19 protein-coding genes, 2 pseudogenes and 2 riboswitches are annotated in these 22,706 nt (G+C 73.4%); of the genes and pseudogenes, 11 read left to right on the forward strand and 10 right to left on the reverse strand.

The annotated features are described in order from the left end of the window. The 3 genes and pseudogenes from AC1DQC_RS18445 to AC1DQC_RS18455 form a co-directional block, all read left to right on the forward strand. Nucleotides 1-276 (forward strand): annotated as a pseudogene (locus AC1DQC_RS18445) (molybdenum cofactor guanylyltransferase); the annotation flags it as partial. Further along, nucleotides 273-512 (forward strand): annotated as a pseudogene (locus tag AC1DQC_RS18450) (DUF6457 domain-containing protein); the annotation flags it as partial. The pseudogenes AC1DQC_RS18445 and AC1DQC_RS18450, both read left to right, overlap by 4 nt. A gap of 20 nt (nucleotides 513-532) precedes the next feature. Continuing rightward, a complete protein-coding gene (locus AC1DQC_RS18455) occupies nucleotides 533-766 on the forward strand; it encodes a MoaD/ThiS family protein (RefSeq protein ID WP_477052706.1) in 234 nt (77 codons plus the stop codon). On the opposite strand, the gene moaA is transcribed toward AC1DQC_RS18455, so the two are convergent. Genes moaA through AC1DQC_RS18470 form a run of 3 tightly spaced genes read right to left on the reverse strand, consistent with a single transcriptional unit; the run spans nucleotide 767 to nucleotide 2,765 of the window. Then, nucleotides 767-1,861: a GTP 3',8-cyclase MoaA gene (moaA, locus tag AC1DQC_RS18460; RefSeq protein WP_477052690.1), complete on the reverse strand. Its 1,095-nt coding sequence runs from the start codon at nucleotides 1,859-1,861 to the stop codon at nucleotides 767-769. It abuts the gene before it with no gap. Then, nucleotides 1,858-2,277 (reverse strand): molybdenum cofactor biosynthesis protein MoaE, encoded by a 420-nt coding sequence (locus tag AC1DQC_RS18465; protein ID WP_477052691.1) that lies wholly within the window; start codon nucleotides 2,275-2,277, stop codon nucleotides 1,858-1,860. The genes moaA and AC1DQC_RS18465 overlap by 4 nt, the downstream gene beginning before the upstream one ends. Continuing rightward, nucleotides 2,274-2,765 carry a MogA/MoaB family molybdenum cofactor biosynthesis protein gene (locus AC1DQC_RS18470; RefSeq protein WP_477052692.1) on the reverse strand — a complete coding sequence of 164 codons (492 nt, stop codon included), beginning with the start codon at nucleotides 2,763-2,765 and terminating at the stop codon, nucleotides 2,274-2,276. The genes AC1DQC_RS18465 and AC1DQC_RS18470 overlap by 4 nt, the downstream gene beginning before the upstream one ends. Before the next feature lie 94 nt (nucleotides 2,766-2,859). Further along, nucleotides 2,860-2,954: riboswitch (glycine riboswitch) on the forward strand. A gap of 198 nt (nucleotides 2,955-3,152) precedes the next feature. On the opposite strand from AC1DQC_RS18470, the gene gcvP reads away from it, so the two are divergent. From gcvP to AC1DQC_RS18495, 5 genes are all read left to right on the forward strand, one after another. After that, nucleotides 3,153-6,098, forward strand: coding sequence for an aminomethyl-transferring glycine dehydrogenase (gene gcvP, locus AC1DQC_RS18475; protein ID WP_477052707.1), 2,946 nt, complete (start codon nucleotides 3,153-3,155; stop codon nucleotides 6,096-6,098). A 14-nt stretch (nucleotides 6,099-6,112) separates the two neighbouring features. Then, entirely contained in the window at nucleotides 6,113-7,267 is a 1,155-nt protein-coding gene (gene gcvT / locus AC1DQC_RS18480) for a glycine cleavage system aminomethyltransferase GcvT (protein WP_477052693.1), read from the forward strand. A 35-nt stretch (nucleotides 7,268-7,302) separates the two neighbouring features. Further along, nucleotides 7,303-7,677, forward strand: a complete 375-nt coding sequence (gene gcvH / locus AC1DQC_RS18485) for a glycine cleavage system protein GcvH (RefSeq protein ID WP_477052694.1) — start codon at nucleotides 7,303-7,305, stop codon at nucleotides 7,675-7,677. Between the two features lie 284 nt (nucleotides 7,678-7,961). Continuing rightward, nucleotides 7,962-8,195 (forward strand): LuxR C-terminal-related transcriptional regulator, encoded by a 234-nt coding sequence (locus AC1DQC_RS18490; RefSeq protein ID WP_477052695.1) that lies wholly within the window; start codon nucleotides 7,962-7,964, stop codon nucleotides 8,193-8,195. An 88-nt stretch (nucleotides 8,196-8,283) separates the two neighbouring features. Next, complete coding sequence (locus tag AC1DQC_RS18495) at nucleotides 8,284-8,709, forward strand: (deoxy)nucleoside triphosphate pyrophosphohydrolase (protein ID WP_477052696.1); 426 nt, start codon at nucleotides 8,284-8,286, stop codon at nucleotides 8,707-8,709. Between the two features lie 280 nt (nucleotides 8,710-8,989). Here AC1DQC_RS18495 and AC1DQC_RS18500 read toward each other — a convergent pair whose 3' ends face one another. From AC1DQC_RS18500 to AC1DQC_RS18525, 6 genes are all read right to left on the reverse strand, one after another. Next, complete coding sequence (locus AC1DQC_RS18500; protein ID WP_477052697.1) at nucleotides 8,990-10,138, reverse strand: MalY/PatB family protein; 1,149 nt, start codon at nucleotides 10,136-10,138, stop codon at nucleotides 8,990-8,992. Nucleotides 10,139-10,205: 67 nt separating this feature from the next. After that, complete coding sequence (gene metE, locus AC1DQC_RS18505; RefSeq protein ID WP_477052698.1) at nucleotides 10,206-12,527, reverse strand: 5-methyltetrahydropteroyltriglutamate--homocysteine S-methyltransferase; 2,322 nt, start codon at nucleotides 12,525-12,527, stop codon at nucleotides 10,206-10,208. A gap of 7 nt (nucleotides 12,528-12,534) precedes the next feature. After that, a complete protein-coding gene (locus AC1DQC_RS18510; RefSeq protein ID WP_477052708.1) occupies nucleotides 12,535-13,572 on the reverse strand; it encodes a methylenetetrahydrofolate reductase in 1,038 nt (345 codons plus the stop codon). Between the two features lie 67 nt (nucleotides 13,573-13,639). Then, nucleotides 13,640-13,736: riboswitch (SAM riboswitch) on the reverse strand. A 121-nt stretch (nucleotides 13,737-13,857) separates the two neighbouring features. Then, on the reverse strand, nucleotides 13,858-14,073 hold the full coding sequence (locus tag AC1DQC_RS18515; protein ID WP_477052699.1) for a hypothetical protein: 216 nt from the start codon (nucleotides 14,071-14,073) through the stop codon (nucleotides 13,858-13,860). 52 nt (nucleotides 14,074-14,125) lie between these two features. Further along, nucleotides 14,126-14,737, reverse strand: coding sequence for a DNA-3-methyladenine glycosylase I (locus tag AC1DQC_RS18520; protein ID WP_477052700.1), 612 nt, complete (start codon nucleotides 14,735-14,737; stop codon nucleotides 14,126-14,128). A 69-nt stretch (nucleotides 14,738-14,806) separates the two neighbouring features. Continuing rightward, nucleotides 14,807-15,970, reverse strand: a complete 1,164-nt coding sequence (locus AC1DQC_RS18525; RefSeq protein WP_477052701.1) for a TetR/AcrR family transcriptional regulator — start codon at nucleotides 15,968-15,970, stop codon at nucleotides 14,807-14,809. A gap of 84 nt (nucleotides 15,971-16,054) precedes the next feature. Between AC1DQC_RS18525 and AC1DQC_RS18530 the strand changes: the two genes are divergently transcribed. The 3 genes from AC1DQC_RS18530 to AC1DQC_RS18540 all read left to right on the forward strand — a co-directional run bounded on the left by AC1DQC_RS18530 (nucleotide 16,055) and on the right by AC1DQC_RS18540 (nucleotide 18,673). Further along, nucleotides 16,055-16,978 carry an ATP-binding cassette domain-containing protein gene (locus AC1DQC_RS18530; protein ID WP_477052702.1) on the forward strand — a complete coding sequence of 308 codons (924 nt, stop codon included), beginning with the start codon at nucleotides 16,055-16,057 and terminating at the stop codon, nucleotides 16,976-16,978. After that, the gene (locus tag AC1DQC_RS18535) at nucleotides 16,978-17,766 is read left to right on the forward strand and encodes an ABC transporter permease (RefSeq protein ID WP_477052703.1); all 789 of its coding nucleotides are present in this window, start codon (nucleotides 16,978-16,980) and stop codon (nucleotides 17,764-17,766) included. The genes AC1DQC_RS18530 and AC1DQC_RS18535 overlap by 1 nt, the downstream gene beginning before the upstream one ends. Before the next feature lie 61 nt (nucleotides 17,767-17,827). Next, nucleotides 17,828-18,673, forward strand: coding sequence for a hypothetical protein (locus tag AC1DQC_RS18540; RefSeq protein ID WP_477052704.1), 846 nt, complete (start codon nucleotides 17,828-17,830; stop codon nucleotides 18,671-18,673). Here AC1DQC_RS18540 and hrpA read toward each other — a convergent pair. Continuing rightward, a partial coding sequence (gene hrpA / locus AC1DQC_RS18545) for an ATP-dependent RNA helicase HrpA (protein ID WP_477052705.1) occupies nucleotides 18,667-22,706 on the reverse strand: 4,040 nt, incomplete at its 5' end. The genes AC1DQC_RS18540 and hrpA overlap by 7 nt on opposite strands.

A 22,706-nucleotide genomic window follows, 5' to 3' on the forward strand; every position in this document is an offset into this window, starting at 1 on the left:
GCGCTGCTCGCCGCGGCCCGGGGCGACGACGTCGACGGCGCCCGCCTGGTCAGCGCGGACGGCCGCCCCCAGCACCTGGTCGCCGTCTATCGCGCCGCCGCCCTGGCGCGCGCGCTCGCCGCGCTCCCCGAGACGCACGGCGCGGCGATGCACCGCCTGGTGGCCGACCTGCGACTGGTCGACGTGCCGGACACGTCCGATGCCGCCGCCGACGCCGACACCTGGGCGGACGTCGAGCGCCTCGACGCGCAGCTGGGTGACAGGATCGGTCCATGACGGACGACCCTCGCCGCGCCCCGGGCGCCGACCTGCCGGAATGGATCGACCAGATCACGACCGCGCTCGGCGTGGAGCGCGACCTGGTCGACATCGACCGCCTGCTGGAGGTCGCGGCCGACGTCGCGCACCAGGTGGCGCGCCCAGCCGTGCCGGTGACGATGTTCGTCGCCGGGCTGGCGGCCGCGAGCTCGAACCCGTCCGACGTCCTGGCCTGGATCGAGGACCGCGCCCGCGCCTGGACCGCCGAGCCGTKATCACCGTCCGCTACTTCGCCGCCGCCGCGGAGGCCGCCGGCGTCGACACCGAGCAGGTCGCCGCCGGCTCCGCCGCGCAGGTCCGGGCCGCCATGGTCGCGGCGCACGGCCCGTCGCTGGACCGGGTGCTGGGCCGCTGCGCGCTCCTGGCGGACGGCACCCGGGTCGAGGGCGACGACCCGATCCCCGCCGGCGCGACCCTCGACGTGCTGCCGCCCTTCGCGGGCGGCTGATCAGCCGCCGATCGCGCTCATCGGGCGGTCGGGCTGCAGGAACGCCGGGTCGTCGATGTCGTGCCCGGCCTTCTTGCCGGCCAGGCAGCGGCGGTAGGCATCGGCCAGCGCGGTGTCGACGTCGGCCGGGGTCGGGGCCGGCCGTTCCGGGGCTGACGACCCGATCCGGAGCGCCTGGCCGGGGCCGATCCCGATGGCCGAGGCATCGGCCGCGGGCGACGAGCCGCGCAGCAGGTCGCGCACGTTGGTCTCCGTCTGGGAGAAGAGGCACGCGCGTAGCTGGCCGTCGGCGGTGAGCCGCAGGCGGTCGCAGGCGCCGCAGAACGGCGCGGTCACCGACGCGATGACGCCGACGGTCGCGGGTCCGCCGTCGACGTACCAGAGCTCGGCCGGCGCCGCCCCGCGTCCGGGCACCTCGGTGAGCTCGAACTCGGCGGTCAGCCGCGCGAGGATCTCGGCCTGCGTGACCATCTCGGCCCGGTCCCACGTGTGGCCGGCGTCCAGCGGCATCTGCTCGATGAACCGCATCTGGTAGCCGCGCTCCACGGCGAACCGGGTGAGCGCCACCACCTCGTCGTCGTTCACGCCCCGCATCGCGACAGCGTTGATCTTCACCGGGTGCAGCCCGGCGGCGTCGGCGGCGGCGACCCCGGCCAGGGTCTCGACGAGCTTGTCCCGGCGCGTGAGCTCGTGGAACTTCGCGCGGTCGAGGGTGTCGAGGCTGATGTTGACCCGCGAGAGGCCGGCGTCCTTGAGCTCGGAGGCCAGCCCGGGCAGCCGGAGCGCGTTCGTCGTGAGCGACACCTCGGGGCTCCCCGACGGGCCGGTCAGCGCGGTGAGCCGACGCACGACGTCGACGATGTCCACGCGCAGCAGCGGCTCACCGCCGGTGAGCCGGATCTCCTCGATGCCGAGCTCCACGCCCACGCGGGCGACGTGCACGATCTCCTCGGTGCTGAGCATCGTGGAGCGGGCCAGCCACGGGACGCCGTCGGCGGGCATGCAGTAGGTGCAGCGCAGCGAGCAGCGGTCGGTCAGCGAGATGCGCAGGTCGCGGTGCACGCGCCCGAACCGGTCGACCAGCTGTTCCGTCATGTCATCCCCACCCACACATGCGTGCCGTCCTCGAGGATCTCACGCTTCCACACGGGCAGCTCGGCCTTCACGGTCTCGACGAGCACGCGGCACACCTCGAACGCCTCCGCGCGGTGCGCGCTCGCGACCGCGGCGACGATCGCCGCCTCACCGACGGCCAGGTGCCCGACCCGGTGGCTGACGGCGATGCCCAGGACGTCGTCCGTCACGGCGGCCGCGGCGATCCGTTCCAGCACGGCGGCGGCGTCGGGGTGCGCGGAGTAGTCGAGCCCGACCACCCGTCCCTCGACCGACGGGTCGTGGTCCCGCACGAGCCCGACGAACGTCGCGACGGCCCCGGCCCGCGGACCGCTGACCTGTTCCACGTGGAACAGCAGGTCGAGGGGCTCGTCGACGACGCGCGCGACGACGGTCATCCGTGGTCGCCGCCCGTCAGCTGGTCGAGGACGTGGTCGACGAGCGGGAGGAGCGCGTCGAGGCCGTCGGCGACGCCCCCCGGGGAGCCGGGGAGGTTGACCACGAGCGCGCCGCTGTCGGTGACGCCGGCGACGCCGCGGGACAGGACGGCGGTCGGCACGTTCCACGACCCGTCGCGGCGCAGGAGCTCGGCGATGCCGGGGAGCTCACGGTCGATCACGGCGCGCGTCCCCTCGGGCGTCCGGTCGCGCGGTCCGACGCCCGTGCCCCCGGACGTCAGCACCAGCCGGGCGCCCGTGGCGAGCGCGGTGCGCAGCGCGCCCTCGACCGAGGCGGCGCCGTCGGGCACCACGGTCACCTGGACGGGTCGGAAGCCCGCCTCCAGCAGCCGGGCGGCGGCCGCCGGCCCGGACGCGTCCTCCCGGACGCCGGACGCGGACCGGTCGGAGACGACGACCACGGTGGCGGGGCGAGGGGCCTTCTGCACCCGGCCAATCTACGCAGGCGCACCGGCGGGGCGCGGGGCCGACTGCGTCCTGGACATCGCCGGGTACGCTGAGCCCACAACTTCACACGCTGCTCGAACCGCGGCGGGAGAGCTCCCGCAGAACGTGCGGGGCGCCGAAGGAGCAACCCTCCCCGGGAATCTCTCAGGCCCCTGTACCGCCACGGCGAGGCAACTCTGGAAAGAGGGCTTCTTCGGAGGTCCCACCGACGGTGCAAGCCGGCGCGCCCCGACAGGCGGACCGGCAAAACTCTCAGGTCTGCACGTGTGCAGGTGACAGAGCGGGGAGCCCACCCACCGTCCCGGCGCGTCCGGACGACCCCTGCGGAGCAGCTCGTGACCGATCTCAGCTCGTTGCACACCGCCGTCATGAACGGCGTCCCCGCGGTCCGGCTGGACCCCTCGCACGACTCCGTCGCGTTCACCAGCGTCGAGCACACGCCCGCCGCCGAGAACTTCGCGGACCGGCACATCGGCCCTCGCGGCGGCGAGACGGCCCACATGCTGTCGGTCGTCGGCTACGCCACCCTCGACGACCTGGTCGACGCCGCCGTCCCCGCCAGCATCCGCACGGACCGCCCGCTGGACCTGCCGGCCGCGCGCTCCGAGGAGGACGTCCTGGCGGCGCTGCGCACCATCGCCGGCAAGAACCGCGTGATGACGCAGATGATCGGCCAGGGCTACTCCGACACCATCACGCCCGCCGTGATCCGGCGGAACGTGCTCGAGTCGCCCGCCTGGTACACCGCCTACACGCCGTACCAGCCGGAGATCTCGCAGGGCCGCCTCGAGGCTCTCCTCAACTTCCAGACGATGGTCACGGACCTCACCGGCCTGGACCTGGCCAACGCCTCGCTCCTCGACGAGGCGACCGCGGTCGCCGAGGCGGTCGCGCTGATGTGGCGCGCGGCCCGTGGGAAGGCCGGCACGGTCGTGCTCGACGCCGACCTGTTCGGCCAGTCGCTCGCCGTGACGCTCGGCCGGGCCGAGGCCATCGGCCTCCCGGTCGTCGTCGCCGACCTCGCCGACGGGCTGCCCGAGATCGAGGGCGACCTCATCGGCGTCGTCGTGCAGCAGGTGGGCGCCTCGGGCAGGGTCCGCGACCTGCGCCCCGTGATCGCGCAGGCCAAGGAGCGCGGCGGGCTCGTCACCGTCGCGGCCGACCTGCTGGCCCTCACGCTGCTCACGTCGCCGGGCGAGCTCGGCGCCGACGTGTCGGTCGGCTCGGCCCAGCGCTTCGGCGTCCCGCTGTTCGGCGGCGGTCCGCACGCCGCGTTCATGGCGGTCCGCAACGGCCTCGAGCGGATGCTGCCCGGCCGCCTGGTGGGCGTCTCGATCGACGCCGACGGCGCCCGCGCCTACCGCCTCGCGCTGCAGACGCGCGAGCAGCACATCCGTCGCGAGAAGGCGACGAGCAACATCTGCACGGCGCAGGCCCTGCTGGCCATCGTCGCCTCGATGTACGCGGTCTACCACGGGCCCGACGGCCTCCGGGCGATCGCCTCGACGGTGCACGCCCGCGCGGCCGGTCTGGCGGAGCTGCTCTCGGGTGTCGGCGTGACCGTGGAGCACGCGGTGTTCTTCGACACCGTGCGCACCGTCGTCCCCGGAAAGGCCCGCGCCGTCGTCGCCCAGGCGGCGCAGGCAGGCGTCAACCTCTGGGCGCCCGACGACGACCACGTGCAGATCGCCTGCGACGAGCGCACGACGGACGACCACCTGCTGCGGATCGTGCTCGCGTTCGCCGCGGCCGGCACCACGACCCTCGAGGCCGAGGACGGCACCTACGCGTTCGGGTTCCTCGGCACCGACGGCTCCGACGCGCTCCCGGCCGAGCTCCGCCGGACCAGCGCGTACCTGCAGCACCCMGTCTTCCACCTGCACCGCTCCGAGACCGCGATGCTGCGCTACCTCCGCCGCCTCTCGGACAAGGACCTCGCGCTGGACCGCACGATGATCCCGCTGGGCTCGTGCACCATGAAGCTCAACGCGACGGCCGAGATGGAGCCCATCTCCTGGCCGGAGTTCGCCACCATCCACCCGTACGCGCCGCTCGACCAGACCGAGGGCTACGCCGAGCTGGTCACCGAGCTCCAGGACTGGCTGGCGGAGATCACCGGCTACGCCGCCGTGTCGGTCCAGCCGAACGCGGGTTCGCAGGGCGAGCTCGCCGGGCTGCTCGCCATCCACGGGTACCACGCGTCCCGCGGCGACCGCCGCGACGTCTGCCTGATCCCGGCCTCGGCGCACGGCACCAACGCGGCGTCGGCGGCGCTCGCCGGGATGCGCGTCGTGGTGGTCGCGACGGCCGGCGACGGCTCGATCGACCTCGACGACCTGCGCGCCAAGCTGGAGAAGCACGGCCCCGAGGTCGCCGCGATCATGATCACGTACCCGTCGACGCACGGCGTCTACGAGGAGGGCGTGCGCACGGTCTGCGACCTCGTCCACGAGGCGGGCGGCCAGGTCTACATCGACGGCGCCAACCTCAACGCCCTGGTCGGCCTGGCGCGTCCGGGCGAGCTGGGCGGCGACGTGAGCCACCTCAACCTGCACAAGACGTTCTGCATCCCGCACGGCGGTGGCGGTCCGGGCGTCGGACCGGTCGCCGTCGCGGCGCACCTGGCGCCGTTCCTGCCGGGCGACCCGACGCCGACGGCGCGGCGCGAGGGCACACCTCCCGTCAGCGCGGCCCCGTGGGGCTCGGCCGGCATCCTGCCCATCTCCTGGGCCTACGTCGCGCTCATGGGCCCCGACGGCCTGACGACCGCCACCGAGACCGCCGTGCTCGCGGCGAACTACCTGGCCACGCGCCTGTCGGGCCACTTCCCGGTCCTCTACACCGGCCCGAACGGGCTGGTCGCGCACGAGTGCATCCTCGACCTGCGCGACATCACCAAGGAGACCGGCGTGACTGCCGAGGACGTCGCCAAGCGCCTCATGGACTACGGCTTCCACGCCCCGACGCTGTCCTTCCCCGTGGCCGGCACGCTCATGGTCGAGCCGACCGAGTCGGAGGACCTGGCCGAGCTGGACCGGTTCGTCGACGCCCTCGTCGCGATCCGCGGCGAGATCGACGCCGTCGAGGCCGGCCGCTGGCCCGTCGCGGACTCGCCGCTGCGCCACGCGCCGCACACGGCCGCCGCCCTGGCCGCCGACGTGTGGGACCACGCCTACCCCCGCGAGCTCGCCGCCTTCCCCGTGGCGGCGCTGCGCGAGGGCAAGTACTGGCCGCCGGTCCGTCGGATCGACGGAGCGCACGGCGACCGCAACCTGGTCTGCTCCTGCCCGCCCATCGAGGCCTACGCCGAGTGAGAGAGACCAAGGAAATGGACACCAGCATCGTCGACAGGCACAGCCCACTTCACGAGCAGCACGTCGCCCTCGGCGCCGCCCTCACATCGTTCGCCGGCTGGCAGATGCCGCTGCGCTACACCTCCGACATCGCCGAGCACACCGCGGTGCGCACGGCGGCCGGGCTGTTCGACCTCTCGCACATGGGCGAGATCGCGGTCAGCGGTCCCGACGCCGCCGCCTTCCTCGACCACGCGCTCGTCGGCAACCTCTCCGCCCTGCGGGTGCTGGGGGCGCGCTACACCATGATCTGCGCCGAGGACGGCGGGGTCGTCGACGACCTCATCGTCTACCGCGACACCGAGGACACGTTCATGGTCGTCGCCAACGCGTCGAACCACGAGACCGTGCTGGCGGCGTTCGTGGACCGCGCCGGAGGGTTCGACGTCCTGGTCGAGGACCGTTCCCCGCAGACCGCCCTCATCGCCGTGCAGGGCCCGCGGGCGCTCGACATCCTGCGCGCGACCGAGGGCCTGGCGGAGGCCGGCCACGACGCCGAGACGCTCAAGTACTACGCGGCGATCCCGATGACGTTCGAGGGCAAGCCGGTCTTCGTCGCCCGCACGGGCTACACGGGCGAGGACGGCTTCGAGTTCTTCCTCGACGCCGCGCTCGCCCCCGCCCTCTGGCAGGCGTTCCTCGCCGCCGGCGAGCCGTTCGGGCTCGTCCCCGCCGGCCTGTCGGCCCGCGACAGCCTCCGGCTCGAGGCCGGCATGCCGCTGTACGGCAACGAGCTCGACCGGACGACCACCCCGCACGACGCGGGTCTCGGTCGCGTGGTGAAGCTGGACAAGGTCGACGACGAGGGCCGGCCCCTCCCGTTCGTCGGCCGCGACGCCCTGGCCGGCCGTGCGGACTCGGCGCCGGCGCGCGTGCTGGTGGGGCTCGAGGGCCTCGGTCGCCGCGCCGCTCGGCACGGCTACCCGGTGCTGAGCGGGACGGGCGCGGACGCCGTGCCGGTCGGTACCGTCACCTCCGGAGCACCCTCTCCGACCCTCGGCCACCCCGTCGCGATGGCGTACGTGACCCCCGAGCTCAGTGCTCCCGGCACCGAGCTGGCGGTTGACGTGCGTGGACGCGTCGAACCCGTCCGGGTGGTGCCCCTTCCCTTCTACCGCCGACCCCGGTAGACCAAGCCCTAGAGAAGTACCGACAGGAGCCTCACATGTCCGCGGAGCTGCCCACCCACCTGCACTACACGGTCGAGCACGAATGGCTGGATGACGGCGCCCCCGCGACCGTCGGCATCACCGGGATCGCGGCTGACGCGCTCGGCGACATCGTCTATCTGGAGCTCCCCGCCGTCGGCGAGGAGATCGTCGCCGGCGCGGTCGTCGGCGAGATCGAGTCGACCAAGTCGGTGTCGGAGCTGTACTCGCCGGTGTCGGGCACGGTCGTCGAGGTCAACCAGGCCGCCGTGGACGATCCCTCGGTGGTCAACTCCGACCCGTACGGAGCGGGCTGGCTCCTGAAGGTCGACGTGGCGTCAACCGGACCCGTGCTCACCGCCGAGGAGTACACCGCGCAGAACGCGGGGTGAACCTCGACGGCGTCGGCACCGTCCTGCAGAGGTAGGTGCTTCCGCCCGCCGCTGGTCAGCCGTCCGGGTGAAAACCCGCCGGTGGTCACACGATCGGCGTATCAGGGGGGCGAGGCGGCGTTCATTGTGGGTGGCAGGCGCGATCGGCGCATGGCGGGGGGGAACCCGCGCATGACGAGATTGCTGGAAGTGGCGTCATGGCGCGCGACCAGCTCTCTCTCATCCGGTACGCAGCCCAGAGCGTGACCCGAACCCCCGGGCCACGCAGCACACCGGAGGACATCATGAGCATGGTGGAGACGAGCAGGACGGTCGGTCTCTCGAACGACGCACTGACGCGCCGCGAGCGGGTCGTACTGGCCGAGCTCGCAGAGGACGTCACTCTCGAGGAGATCGCCACGCGGCTCTTCGTGACCCGCAACACGGTGAAGTCGCAGGTCCGCAGCGTCTACCGCAAGATCGGCGTGTCCACGCGGTCCGAGGCTGTCGCCTGGGCCGTCGCGCACGGCGTTCGCTGACGGAGGTCTCTCGGGATCGTCGGCTCAAGACACCGGGCCGACCCCGAACCGCCACTCCCGCGCAACGCGGGACTGGCAGACTCACCGCATGACCCCACCCGTGCTCGTCGTGGCCGCCGCCATCGTGGACGACCTGGACGATCCGCGTGAGCTGTTGGCCGCTCGCCGTGCCGTGCCGGCGAGACTGGCCGGCCGCTGGGAGTTCCCCGGCGGCAAGGTGGACGGCGACGAGACGCCGGAGGATGCCCTGCACCGCGAGATCCGCGAGGAGCTGGGCGTGCGCATCGGCCTCGGCGACGAGCTCGTCGGTCCGGACGACGGCCTGTGGCGCCTGTCCGACCAGTACGTGATGCGCATCTGGCTGGCCGAGATCGTCGACGGGACGGCCGAGCCGCTGGTCGAGCACGACGAGCTGCGCTGGCTGCCCGGGCCGCAGTGGCACGACGTCCCGTGGCTCGACGCCGACGTGCGCATCGTCGACCGTCTGGCGGACCGGTACGTCCGGCTGGGCTAGAGCCGCTGCAGCGTCAGCTCACCAGCGGTGGTTCGCGTTCTTCATGCAGGCCTGACCGGTTCCTCGGCAGTAGCTGCACTCCCCCGACCAGCGCTTCCGACCGGCGCCGTCGCACCGCTCACAGATCTGCACCGCCGAGCTGCACTCGTCGCACTTTGTCACGTCTGTCTCCACTACGTCGTCGGAGAAAAATCGGGCTCCAGGGCCCGCACCTACGAGATCGGCACGTGCGTGGGGTGGACATGAGTCCCGGCGGCGGTCAGATGGTCACGAATCGATCTCAGTCGGCGAGGGCAAGGGCCATGCGTCCCACGGCGTCGGTGAGCGTCGAGGTCGACGCCGCGAGGTTCAGCCGCACGTGCCCCGCGCCCTCGTCGCCGAACGTCGGCCCGGGGTTGACGGCGAGGCGCCCGCGACGCAGGAGCAGCTCGGCCGGGTCGGCGCCCGCGCGGACGGCGGCGGTGGCGCGCAGGTCGATCCAGGCCAGGTAGGTCGCCTCGGGCGGGGACCAGAGGGCGTCGGGCACCTGGTCGGCGAGCAGTCCCGCAAGCAGCTCCTGGTTCTGCGCCAGCCCGTCGAGCACCCGGTCGAGCCACGCGCCGCACTCGCGGTAGGCCACGGTCTGCGCCACCGTGCCGAGGTGCATGACGCCGTCACCGACGACGTGTGACATCCCGGCGAGGTCCCCGGTGGCCTCCGGCCCGGGCACCAGCACCGCCACGCGCAGACCTGCCAGGTTGAACGCCTTCGACGCCGAGTGCAGCGCGATCGCGTCGGGGATCTGGGTCGTCGTCGGGACGAACGCGTGCCGGCTCGGCACCAGGGGCGCGTGGATCTCGTCGGCGACCACCCGGACGCCGTGCCGCGCGGCGAGCTCGCCGACGGAGCGCAGCTCGGCGGCGGTGTGCAGGGTCCCCGTCGGGTTGTGCGGGTGGCACAGCAGGTACGCCGGGCGCGGGCCATGGGCGCGGGCGCGGCCGAACGCGCGGTCGAGGGCATCGAGGTCGAGCCGCCCGTCGGGACCGAGCGGGGCGGGCACGACGACGTGCCCGGCGTGCTCCAGGAACGCGCGGAACGGCGGGTAGACGGGCGGGTTGATGACCACCGCGCCACCCCGGTCGGTCACCAGACGAAGCGCCTCGACCACGCCCACCATGACGTCGGACGCCAGGCGCGACGCGGCGACGTCCACGTCCCAGCCCCAGCGCTGCGCGGCGAACTCGCCCATCGCCTCGGCGAACGCGCGTCCGTGCGGGTAGCCGGTGTCGCCCGAGCGCATCGCGTCGTGCACGGCACGGATCACGGGCTCGGGCTGCGGGACGTCCATCTCGGCGACGAACAGCGGCAGCACGTCGGGCGGGTAGGCGCGCCACTTCTCGCTGGTCCGGCGACGGAGCTGGTCGAGCGGGACGGTGTCGAAGATCGTCACGCGCCGACCCTAGGACGCACGACGGCCCCGGACACCTTGGCGATGTCCGGGGCCGTCGTGGTGAGGATCAGAGCGTCGCGCGCACCTTCCGCGTCGCCTCGAGGATGTGCTCCAGCGACGGGGCGACCTCCTCGTAGCGGCGGGTCTTCAGGCCGCAGTCCGGGTTGACCCAGAGCTGGTCCACGGCGATCGCCTTGACGGCCTCGGTGAGCAGCTCCTCGACCTCGGCCTCGCTGGGCACGCGGGGCGAGTGGATGTCGTAGACGCCCGGGCCGATGCCGCGCGGGTAGCCGGCGGCCGAGATGTCGCCCAGGATCTCCATCTTGGAGCGGGCGGCCTCGATCGACGTCACGTCGGCGTCGAGCCCGTCGATCGCGCCGATGATCTCGCCGAACTCCGAGTAGCAGAGGTGGGTGTGGATCTGCGTGTCGGGGCGGACGCCGGCCGTGGACAGTCGGAACGAGCGGACCGACCAGTCGAGGTACGCGGGGTGGTCCTCGACGCGCAGGGGCAGCAGCTCGCGCAGCGCGGGCTCGTCCACCTGGATCACGGCGATGCCCGCCGCCTCGAGGTCGGCGATCTCGTCGCGCAGGGCGAGGCCGACCTGGTTGGCGGTGTCACCCAGCGGCTGGTCGTCGCGGACGAACGACCACGCGAGGATGGTGACCGGGCCCGTCAGCATGCCCTTGACCGGCTTCTCGGTCAGCGACTGCGTGTACGACGACCACTCGACCGTGATCGGCTTCGGCCGCGAGACGTCGCCCCACAGGATCGACGGGCGCGTGCACCGCGAGCCGTAGGACTGGACCCAGCCGTTCTGCGTCACGGCGAACCCGTCGAGGTTCTCCGCGAAGTACTGCACCATGTCGTTGCGCTCGGGCTCGCCGTGCACCAGCACGTCGAAGCCGATCTTCTCCTGCAGCTCGACGACGCGGCGGATCTCCGCCTTCATCTCCTCGTCGTACTGCTCCTCGGTCAGCTCGCCCTTGCCGAACGCCGCGCGGGCCGTGCGGATCTCGGTGGTCTGCGGGAACGAGCCGATCGACGTCGTCGGCAGCGGGGGCAGGTTGAGCCGGGCGGCCTGGGCGGCCTTGCGCTCGTCGAACGAGCCCCGGCTGAACGCCGCCTCGTCGAGCGCAGCCACGCGGTCCCGGACGGCCGGGTTGACGACGCCGGGCGCCGTGCGGCGCGAGGTCGCCGCGTCGGACGCGGCGAGCAGCTGCTCGTGGATGGCCTCGCGGCCCTCGGTGAGGCCCTCTGCCAGGGTGACGACCTCGACGACCTTCTCGTCGGCGAACGCGAGCCACGTCTTCAGCGTGGCGTCGAGGTTCGGCTCGTCCTCGAGCGTGTGCGGGACGTGGAAGAGCGACGTCGACGTCCCGACCGTGACGGCGGCGGCGCCGAGGCCCTCGAGCTGCTCGAGGATCTGCAGCTTCGCGTCCAGGTCGGCGCGCCAGATGTTGTGGCCGTCGATCACGCCGGCGACCAGCGTCTTGCTCTCGAGGCCGGGCACCTTCTCCGTCGGCGCGTGGCCGCGGACCAGGTCGATGCCGATGGCCTCGATGTCCGTGGCGGCGAGCACCGGGAACGCCGCGCCGAGGTCGCCGTACGGCGCCGCGACGAGGATGGCCGGGCGGTCCGTCAGGTCCGTCGCCAGGGCGCGGTACGCCTCGATGACGGCGGCGAGCAGCTGCTCGGCGGGGACGGCGATCGAGTCGGAGACCAGCGCGGGCTCCTCCAGCTGGACCCAGGTGGCGCCGGCAGCCGCGAGCGCCTGGAGCAGCTCGGCGTAGACCGGCAGCAGGTCGGCCAAGCGGTCGATCGGCGCGAAGCCCTCGGGGGCGTCCTCGGTCGGCTTGGCCAGCGCGAGGTAGGTGACGGGGCCGACGAGCACCGGGCGCGTGAGCACGCCGTCGGCCAGGGCCTCCGCGAACTCGCGGACGGGGCGGTCGCTCGCGAAGCGGAACTCGGTCTCCGGGCCGATCTCGGGGACCAGGTAGTGGTAGTTGGTGTCGAACCACTTGGTCATCTCGAGCGGCAGGTCGTCGCCGCGGCCGCGGGCCACGGTCGAGTAGCCGGCGAGGTCGAGCGCACCGTCGGCCCCGACGACGTCCGCGAAGCGGGCCGGCACGGCACCCACCACGGCGGTCGCGTCGAGCACGTGGTCGTAGAACGAGAAGGCGCTCGGGATAGCGGGCACGTCGGTGGCCAGGCCCAGCTCGGCCAGACGGGTGCGGGTGCGGCGTCGCAGCTCGGCGGCGGTGGCCTCGACCTCGTCGGCCGTCGTGCGGCCGGCCCAGAACGCCTCGAGGGCCTTCTTCAGCTCGCGACGGGGGCCGATGCGCGGGTAGCCCAGCACGGAGCTGGCGGGGAATGTCGCAGTGCTCATGTGTTTCTCAGTCCCTCGGGGGTCGGGCGGGTGCCGTGTCCTGCGGCCATCCGGCCAGGTCGGGAGCTGTCCGAGCTCCGCCGTCGAGGTGTGCACCCTCGAGCAGGTCAAGTGCGGCATGGTGCTGGTTGAACGTGTACAGGTGGACGCCGGGTGCCCCGCCGTCCAGGACGCCGTTGACGAGGTCGACGCTGGCGCGGATCCCCCGGCGGTGGCGGTCGAGCTCGTCGTCGGCAGAACCCAGCAGGTCCAGGAGAGTGCGCGGCACCGGGACGCCGGTCAGCTCCTGCACCCGCAGCAGGCGGGCCGGGTCCGTGGTCGGGATGATGCCCGGGATGATCGGGATGGTCACGCCGGCCTCACGGGCCTCCGCCACGATACCCAGGTAGTCGTCGGCGTCGAAGAACACCTGCGTGATCGCGAAGTCGGCGCCGGCCTGCTGCTTGGCCAGCAGCGAGGCGACGTCCTGCGCGCGAGTGCCCCCGGTCGCGTGGTTGCCGCGCGGGAACGCGGCGACGGCGACCGACAGCGGCCGCACGCGCGCCCGGACGGCCTGCGACGGGCTGTCGGCGCAGCGCTGGGCCTCGATGTCCCGCAGCAGCTCGACCAGCTCGCCCGCGGTCTGCAGCCCGTCGGGGTGGGCCGCCCAGTCGCTCTGGTCGGTGGGCGGGTCGCCACGCAGCGCGAGGAACGACCGCAGGCCCTCGTCGAGGAACTCCCCGACGATCTCCGTGATCTCCGCGCGGGACGTGCCGACGCAGGTCAGGTGGGCGATCGGGTTCAGCGTCGTCTCGCGGAGCAGCCGGCGGACCAGCGCGCGCGTGGTGACCCGGGTCTTGCCCGAGGCGCCGTAGGTGACCGAGACGAAGTCGGGGTGCACCGACTCGAGCGCCTGGATGGTGGCCCAGAGGCGCGGTGCGGCGTCGGGGTTCCGGGGCGGGAAGAGCTCGAACGAGATCGTGGGGCGGTCGTTCGCCGACTGCGGGCGGGCTGCGGGTGCGGCGTGCAGGCCGGGCGTGCGGGGCTCCACGGCGGCGGCGCTCATGGCGCGGCCGGCGGGGTCGTCGGCACCGGTGCGGTGCGGGGACACGTGGTCTGCGGGGACATCGCTCACTCCATCGTCCCTGGCGGAAGCACCCACACCCTCGGCGGGGAGGGGGGTTGCTGCGGCGTCGTCGAGCCAGGTCTCTCGGCCGCTCTGGATGGTAGGCGCGATGGTAGACCGACGATCACATGCTGGGCAACCGTGCTCGGCCCGTGAGACGACGTTGTCCGCGTGCCGTCACGCGGGCGCGCCGCAGCGCGGGCGCGGCCGTCCGGAGCGGGCGCGTCAGTGCGGGCGGCGCGGGGACAGGGTCCCCGGCTGCAGGCGGCTGCGCTGCGACGGCACGTCGAACCACGAGTTCGGCGAGCCGGCCGGGACGGACAGCAGCCCGTCCTGGACGGCCGCGAGGATCCCCGCGTCGGGAACAGCGTTGTCCGCCAGAGCTTCCGCCGCCGCGCGCGCGGCATCACGCCGGGCGTCGTGGTTGGGCATCTCCGTCATGGCCCGCACTGTAGTCCGCGTCACACCGCGTTCCGAGGGGTGGACGGGAGCGTCACCCGGCAGGAGTAGTGCTCACCCGGGCGGGTGACGCGGCGGTCGCCGACGGGCACGTGGCCAGGTGGTCGTCGACCACCCCGCAGGCCTGCATGGCCGCGTACGCCGTGACGGGTCCGACGAACCGGAAGCCGAGCGACTTGAGCTCGGTGGCGAGCGCGCGCGACTCGGGCGTCTGGGCGGGGACGTCGGCCCAGGTCAGGGGTCGGACGTGGGCGGCGCGGTCGGGCGCGTGCGACCAGAGGACCGCGTCCAGGGTGCCCCCGGCGGCGTGCAGCTCCCGCAGCGCGCGGGCGTTGGCGATCGTCGCCTCGATCTTGGCGCGGTTGCGCACGATGCCCGCATCGGCCAGGAGCCGCGCCACGTCGTCGTCGCCGAAGCCGGCCACCACCTCGGGGTCGAACCCCGCGAAGGCGTCGCGGAAGGCAGGCCGCTTGCGGAGCACCGTGATCCAGGCGAGGCCGGACTGGAAGCCCTCGAGCGCGAACCGCTCGAAGAGCGCGTGCTCGTCGTGCACGGGCACGCCCCACTCCTCGTCGTGGTAGCGCTCGTAGAGCGGGTTGCCGTCGCCGAAGCAGCGGCCGGTGCGCAGGGCGTCAGGCGAGGTCATGCGTCGAGTCTGCCCGGCGCCGCCGACACCGGTCCGAGCGGGTGTGCGGACCGGGTGGCTGTGGGCGGCTCACTGCGCCGCGAGGGCGATGAGGCGTTCGATGCCGTCGAGGATCAGGGTGGTCCCGAAGTCGAGGCCGTCGCCGTCTCCCGCCCGGTCGTCGAGACCGAAGGAGAACGCGCCCTCCTCGGCCGCCCGGAGCAGCGCGGGGTGCGCCGACGGCGACGCCAGGACGCCGATCAGGTCGCCCAGGTCGGGTGCCTCGTCGGCGCCGTCGGCAGCGCCCACGGTCGCTGTGCGCCGGCCGTCCGACAGCTCCTCGGTGACGCGCAGCTGGTCGAGGGCGTGCGTGGCGAGCAGGCCGATCGCCCCGACCTTCTGCCGCTCGGACAGGGGCGTGTCCTCCAGGGCCGAGAGCATCCCCTCCATCCAGGCGAGGCGGCCCGGACCCACGGCGTGCAGCACCGTGGTCGTGCGGGCCAGCCATGGGTGGGCACGCAGGATCGGCTGCTGGACCGCGAGGATCAGCTCGAGCCGCGGCCGCCAGCCGCCGACGTCCGGACCGAGGACCGGTGGACGCCCGGCCGCGCGGTCCGACATCAGCGCGAGCACCTCGTCCTTCGAGGACACGTACCGGTAGAGCGACATCGTCGTGAAGCCGAGCGACTCGGCCAGCCGGGCCATGGAGACGGCGTCGATGCCCTCGGCGTCCGCGAGCGCGATACCCGCGTCGGCGATCTGCTCCAGAGTGAGGCTCGGGCGGGGACCCGGCCTGCCTTCGGGGGGCGTGCGCCAGAGCACGGCGATGCCGGGCGGCAGCTCCACCGGCACGCCCGGCGACCCGGCYACCCGCACGGCCTGCCGGCGCGCCTTCTCAGCGGCGCGCGCGGCCTGCTGCTGCGCMAGCGCGGCCGCGCGCTGGGCCTTCTCGGCCTCGCGCAGCTGCCGGGCCGCCTCCTTGACCGCCTGCTGCGCCTCGCGCTCGCGCTCGTTGCGCAGCCTGTCGGCCTCCTTGGCCAGGTCCTGCTCGGCGCGCAGGCGGTCACGCTCGAGACGCTCGGCATCCTTGCGGGCGCGCTCCGCGTCCTTCTCGGCGGCGCGCGCGGCGTCGCGGTCGGCCTTCTCCAGCTCGCGGCGCAGCCGGTCGGCCTCCTTGGCCTCGGCGCGCTCGGCCTTCTCGCGGTCACGGCGCAGCGCCTCGGCCTCACGCGTGTCCTCGTTGTGGTCGTCCACGACGGCACCTCCTTGACGGTCGATCCTACAAGTGTGTATGAAGTACACACACAGTTTACGCCATACACAGAAAGCGAGACCGCGATGACTGCTCCTGTTGTCGTCGCCCGGGGGCTGCGCAAGTCCTACGGCGACCTGACCGTGCTCGACGGCGTCGACCTCGACGTCGCCCGGGGCGAGGTGCTGGCGCTCCTCGGTCCCAACGGCGCCGGCAAGACCACGACGGTGCGCATCCTGGCCACGCTGCTACGGCCCGACGGCGGGACTGCGCACGTGGCCGGCAAGGACGTGGTCCGGCAGGCCGCGCAGGTGCGGGCGGCGATCAGCCTCACCGGGCAGTTCGCGGCGGTCGACGACCTGCTGACGGGCGTCGAGAACATGCACCTCATGGCCAGGCTGGCCCACCTCGGCCGTGCGGAGGTGCGCACCCGCAGCGCCGAGCTGCTCGAGCTCTTCGACCTCACCGACGCGGGCAAGCGGGTGGTCAAGACCTACTCCGGCGGGATGCGGCGGCGGCTCGACCTCGCGGTCAGCCTCCTGGCCCGGCCCCAGGTCGTCTTCCTCGACGAGCCGACCACCGGCCTCGACCCGCGCAGCCGCAACGACCTGTGGGACGTGATCCGCGACGTCGTCGCGCAGGGGACCACCGTCCTGCTCACCACCCAGTACCTGGAGGAGGCCGACCAGCTGGCCGACCGGATCGCGGTCATCGACCACGGCCGCGTGATCGCGGACGGCACCGCGCGCGAGCTCAAGAGGGCGGTCGGGTCCGCCCACGTCGAGCTCCGCCTCACGGACGGCGCCGAGGAGCGCATCCTCACCGACGGGTCCGTGCCGGACGTGCGCCGGATCCTCGCCGACATCGAGAACCGCGGCGTCGCCGTCGACACCTGGGAGGTCCGCTCCCCCACGCTCGACGACGTCTTCCTCACCCTCACGGGCCGGCCCACCGAGCCGGAGACCACGGCACGCGCCGTGCCCACCCTCGTCTCCTCCCGGGAGTACTGATGACCACCCTCACCGCACCCCCAGCAGCGCCCGCCCTCGGCTGGAGCTCGCACGACACCGCTGCGCTCATCGGTCGGTGCCTGCGCCGGTCCCTGCGCCAGATGGACACCGTGCTCATGGCGGTGATCCTGCCGCTGGCCCTGCTCCTGATGTTCGTCTACGTGTTCGGCGGTGCCATCGAGACGGGCGGCGACTACGTGAACTGGGTGGTCCCCGGGATCGTCCTGCTCACGGCCGGCTACGGCTCCGCCAACACCGCCGTCGAGGTCGCCAGCGACATGACCGGCGGCATCATCGACCGGTTCCGGTCCCTGCCCATCCGGCCCACCGGCGTGCTCACGGGTCACGTCGTCGCCAGCATGGCCCGCAATGCCGTCTCCACCGCGCTCGTGATCGGCGTGGCGTTCCTCATCGGCTTCGACGCCGCGGCGTCGCCCCTGGAGTGGCTCGCGGCCATCGGGCTCATCGCGCTCTTCGTGCTCGCCCTGACGTGGGTGGCGGTCGCCATCGGGGTCGTGGCGTCCGGGCCCGAGGCTGCTTCCGGGTTCACGTTCGCGATCCTCTTCCTGCCGTACGTGTCGAGCGCGTTCGTGCCGCCGGAGTCGATGCCGTCGGTGCTCGAGACCATCGCGACGTACAACCCCATCACCCCGGTGACCGACACTCTGCGGGGCCTGCTGCTCGGCATCCCGGTCGGGGACGCGTGGGTCGCCGCCGTGGTGTGGTGCGTCGGGATCTTCGTCGTCGCGCGCGTCGCGGCGGCCGTGCTGTTCCGTCGCCAGGCCTGACCGGCCGGGGGCCGCGCGGTTCGCCGCGCGGCCTTCGCCGTGCGTGCGGTAGACCCGTTCCATGACGAGCCCGTTCCCGCCCACCGGTGCCCCCGACCAGCCGCAGCCCGGGTCCGGCGGGCGCCGGGGCTGGGTCGTGGCCCTCGCCGCGCTGCTCGTGGTGGCGATCGTCGTGATCGTGGTGCTCCTGGTGAACCGCGACGACGGCACGCCGGCCCCTGTCGCGTCGCCGACCTCCTCGGCGCCGCCCTCGGCCCCGCCGACGTCGTCGACTCCGCAGGCGTCGGAGACGACCGCCGCCGGCTGCGCCCCCAACGACGCGACGATCCCGGCGGGCGCGGACGTGGTCACCGTGATCGACGTCGACGGCGACGGGCGGCCCGACCAGGCGTGGCTCAGCGGCGGTGCCGGGCGCACGTTCGGCATCACCACCGCGTCGGGCGCGACGTTCTCGACGCCGATCGAGTCCGCGTCACCGGTCGCCGCCTCCGCGATCGTCAACCGCGTGCAGAGCGACGGGATACCGATCGCGCTCGTCGACCTCTCGCGGGAGGCGCTCGTGTACTCGCTCGCCGGCTGCGCCGTGACCCCGGTGGCCAACGAGCAGGGTGGCCCGTACACGTTCGACCTCGGCTTCGCGGGGACCGGGACCGGCGTCGGGTGCTCGACCGATGCCGGCTCGCTCCGGCTCGCGGGCCTGAACGCGGTGGTCGACGCCGCCGGCACCTACACGGTGACCCGGACGTTCGTGGACCTCGACGCCGACGGCCGGCACGCGACCAACGCCGCCCCGGAGGAGGTGGCCCTCGGTGCGGGCGCCGATGAACCCGTGGTCGCGACGGCGCAGGAGGTCACCTGCGGAGACCTCGTCGCCGGGACCGATGCCGGGCCGGTCGAGCCTCAGTAGGCGGCGAGCGCCTTCTTGATGCGGGTGGTCGAGACGGGCGTCGGGGTGCCCAGCTGCTGGGCGAACAGGCTGACGCGCAGCTCCTCGAGCATCCAGCGCAGCTCCCGGAGCTCGGCGTCCCGAGGGTGCTTGGCGACGGCGTCGTCGTAGAGCGCCTCGACGTCCTGGACCTGCCAGGCGAGGTCCGCGTCGCGCTGCGGGTTCTCCGCCGCCTTGACCAGCCGGTGGCGCGCCGCCCGCAGGTACCGAGCGAGGTGCGGCAGGCGCGCGGCGCCGACCTCGCTGACGAAGCCGGCGTGCACCAGGCGGGCGGCCTGGGCGCGCAGGTCCTGGGCCGTGGCCAGCAGGGCGAGGCTGGACCGGGCGCGGATCTCGGCGTCCAGCTCCCGCCAGGCGGTGAGCACGGCCACCAGGTCCGTGACCACGGCGAACACCGTGTCCTCGAGCCGGTTCCGCACGTCCGCACGCAGCGCGGCGTAGGCGTCGGCGGAGCGGACGGTGTCGGCCGGCACCGTGACGAGCGACTCGATCGCGGCCAGCTGCACGTCGGTGACCAGCGCCTCCGTGCTGGCGTACGGGCTGGCTGCGAGCGTGAGTGCCTGCGTGCCGGTCCAGCGGCTGGTGATCCTGCCGGGCGTCAGGCCCACGTCGAGCAGCAGCAGGCGGCGCAGGCCCCGGCGGGCCGCCTCCGGCCTCGCGGACTCGTCGGCCAGCGCGCGCACGGCGACCGAGCCCTTCTCCTCGACCAGGGACGGGAACGCGCGGACCTTGCCGACCTGGACGACCTCGGGGAGCTCGGGCAGGTCGGCGGGCCAGGTGGTGAGCCCGGTCCGCACGATGTCGACGCTCGGAGCGGGCGCGACAGGCGGGCTCGTCGGCACCGGGGCAGCGCTCTGCGCTCCCGCGGCCCGCGCCTCCTCCATCGCGGCCCGCACCGCTGTGCGGACGGCGTCGTCGACCGCCTGCTGCGTGCGGTCCGCGAGGCGGCGCTGCAGGACGAGCAGGTCCTTGCCCTCGTCGACCACTCCCCCGCGGTCCCCCACCACACGGAACGTCATCCGCAGGTGCGGCGGCAGCCGGTCGTCGTCGAACGCGTCCTCGGGCACGTCGACGTCCCGGAGCTCGCGGACGGCCCGCCGGAACACGTCGCGGAAGGACGGCGCCGCGTCGCCCGCCCGCACGGTGTCCTCCCAGGCCGCCGCGTGCTCCTCGATCCAGGCCGCGACGCCGCGGGCCACGTCCGGCGCGGGGACCAGCTGGACGCGCACCGGCTTGGGCAGCGACCGGATGGTGGCGGTGATCAGCTCCTCGCGCAGGCCCGGGACCATCCACCCGAAGCCGTCCGGTGTGAGCCGCGCGAGGGTGGACAACGGGATGTGTACAGTCACGCCGTCTGCTTCTGTACCAGGCTCGAACTGGTAGGTCAGCGGGAGGCGCAGGTCGCCCTGCGGCCACCGGGACGGGAACGCGCCCTCGTCGATGGCGCCGGCCTCGCCGACCAGCAGCTCGCGCGTGAACGTCAGCAGGTCGGGGTTCTCGCGGCGCGTGGTCTTCCACCACTGGTCGAAGTGCCGGCTCGAGACGACGTCGTCGGGGACGCGCTCGTCGTAGAACGCGAAGAGGGTGTCGTCGTCGACCACCAGGTCGCGACGTCGCGCGCGTGCCTCCAGGCCCTCGGCCTCGGCCAGCAGCCGGCGGTTCTCGTGGAAGAACGCGTGGTGGGTGGTCCACTCGCCCTGCACGAGGGCGTGCCGGACGAACAGCTCGCGGGCGTGCTCGGGGTCGACCTTGGCGAAGAGCACGCGGCGCTGGTTGACGATGGGCACGCCGTAGAGCAGCACCTTCTCGAACGCGGTCGCCGCCCCCTGGCGCGTGGACCAGGCCGGCTCGGAGTACGTCCGCTTCACCAGGTGGGCGCCCACCTCCTCGGCCCACTCCGGCTGGATGCGCGCGACGTCACGGCCCCAGAGCCGGCTGGTCTCGACCAGCTCGGCGGCCATGACCCAGGCCGGAGGCTTCCGCGCGAGGCCCGATCCCGGGAAGATCGCGAACCGCGCGCCGCGTGCCCCGAGGTACTCGTTGCGGCCGCGGCGGTCGGGGCGCCCGGGCGCCTTGCCGCGGGTCGACACCTCGGTCGCCTCCTGCATGCCGATCTGCGAGAGCAGCCCGGCGAGGATGGCGACGTGGATGCGGTCGCCATCCCACTCGAGCCGGAGCTCGTCGCTGTCGGGCGTCTGCTTCGGGGCGTTGACCACGATGCCCAGCGGCTTGGCCAGCTCGCGCAGCTGCGTGACCACGTCCTGCCACTCGCGGATTCGCAGGTAGTTCAGGTGCTCCGCGCGGCACATCCGGCGGAACGCCGACCCCGACAGGTCGCGCTGCTGGTCCCGCAGGTAGTGCCAGAGGTTGAGGTAGGTCAGCAGGTCAGAGGTCGGATCGGTGAACCGGGAGTGCGAGAGGTCGGCCTTCTCGCGCTCCTCGACCGGGCGCTCGCGGGGGTCCTGGATCGACAGCGCGGCCGCGATGATCATGACCTCGCGCGCCACCGACCGACGGCCGCCCTCGACGATCATCCGCGCGAGCCGGGGGTCCATCGGCAGCTGCGCGAGCGCGCGGCCCGTCTCGGTCAGCCGGCCGTCCCCCAGCGCCCCCAGCTCGGTGAGCAGCTGCACGCCGTCGCGCACGGCGCGGGTGTCCGGCGGGTCGACGAACGGGAAGTCGCCGATGTCCTCCGGCGTCGTGGCGACGCCCACCGCGATCATCTGCAGGATGACCGACGCGAGCGATGTACGAAGGATCTCGGGCTCGGTGTACAACGGTCGGGCCTCGAAGTCGTCCTGCGAGTACAGCCGGATGGCGATGCCGTCGGCGACGCGCCCGCACCGCCCGGAACGCTGGTTCGCCGAGGCCTGCGAGATGGGCTCGATGGGCAGCCGCTGGACCTTGGTGGCCTTGGAGTAGCGCGAGATGCGGGCGGTGCCGGGGTCGATCACGTACCGGATCCCGGGCACGGTCAGCGACGTCTCGGCCACGTTGGTGGACAGCACGACGCGACGGTTCTGGTGCCGCTCGAACACCCGGTGCTGCTCGGCCGCGGACAGCCGGCTGTAGAGGGGGAGCAGCTCGACCGCACCGGGCGTGCGGGGATCGGAGACGCGAGGGCCGAGCGAGCCGCGCAGCGCGTCCTCGGCGTCGCGGATCTCGCGCTCACCCGACAGGAACACCAGGATGTCGCCGGGTCCCTCGAGGCAGAGCTCGTCGACGGCCTCGCAGATGGCGGTCATCGGGTCCCGGTCCTCGGCACCGCGCTTCTTCGAGGGCGCGGCGCCCTCCTCCACGTCCGGCGACAGAGGTCGGTACCGGATCTCGACGGGGTAGGTGCGCCCGCTGACCTCGACGACCGGAGCCGGCTCGCCGTCGGCGGAGGCGAAGTGCCGCGCGAACCGGGCCGAGTCGATGGTCGCCGACGTGATGACGACCTTGAGGTCGGGCCGCTGGGGGAGCAGGCGCGTGAGGTAGCCGAGGATGAAGTCGATGTTCAGCGACCGCTCGTGGGCCTCGTCGATGATGAGCGTGTCGTAGGCCCACAGCATGGGGTCGCGCTGGATCTGCGCCAGCAGGATGCCGTCGGTCATCACCTTGACCAGCGTCGACTCGCTCGACTCGTCGGTGAAGCGCACCTGGTAGCCGACGACCCCGCCGAGCGGCTGGTCGCCGACCAGCTCCTCGTTGATCCGCTCCGCGACGCTGCGGGCGGCGATCCGTCGGGGCTGCGTGTGGCCGATCTGGCCGGCGCGGCCGCGCCCGAGCTCGAGGGCGATCTTCGGGATCTGCGTCGTCTTGCCGGAGCCGGTCTCGCCGGCCACGACGACCACCTGGTGGTCGCGGAGGGCGTCGGAGATCTCGGCGCGACGGGCGCTGACGGGCAGCTGCTCGGGGTAGACGATCGACGGGAGCTCGACGGCCTGCCGGAGCTCGGCGGCGCGCGCGCGGCGGGCGGCGGTCCGGGCGGCGTCGTCGCGCGGGGCCGTGC

The organism is Cellulomonas sp. P4_H12 (assembly GCF_056400905.1).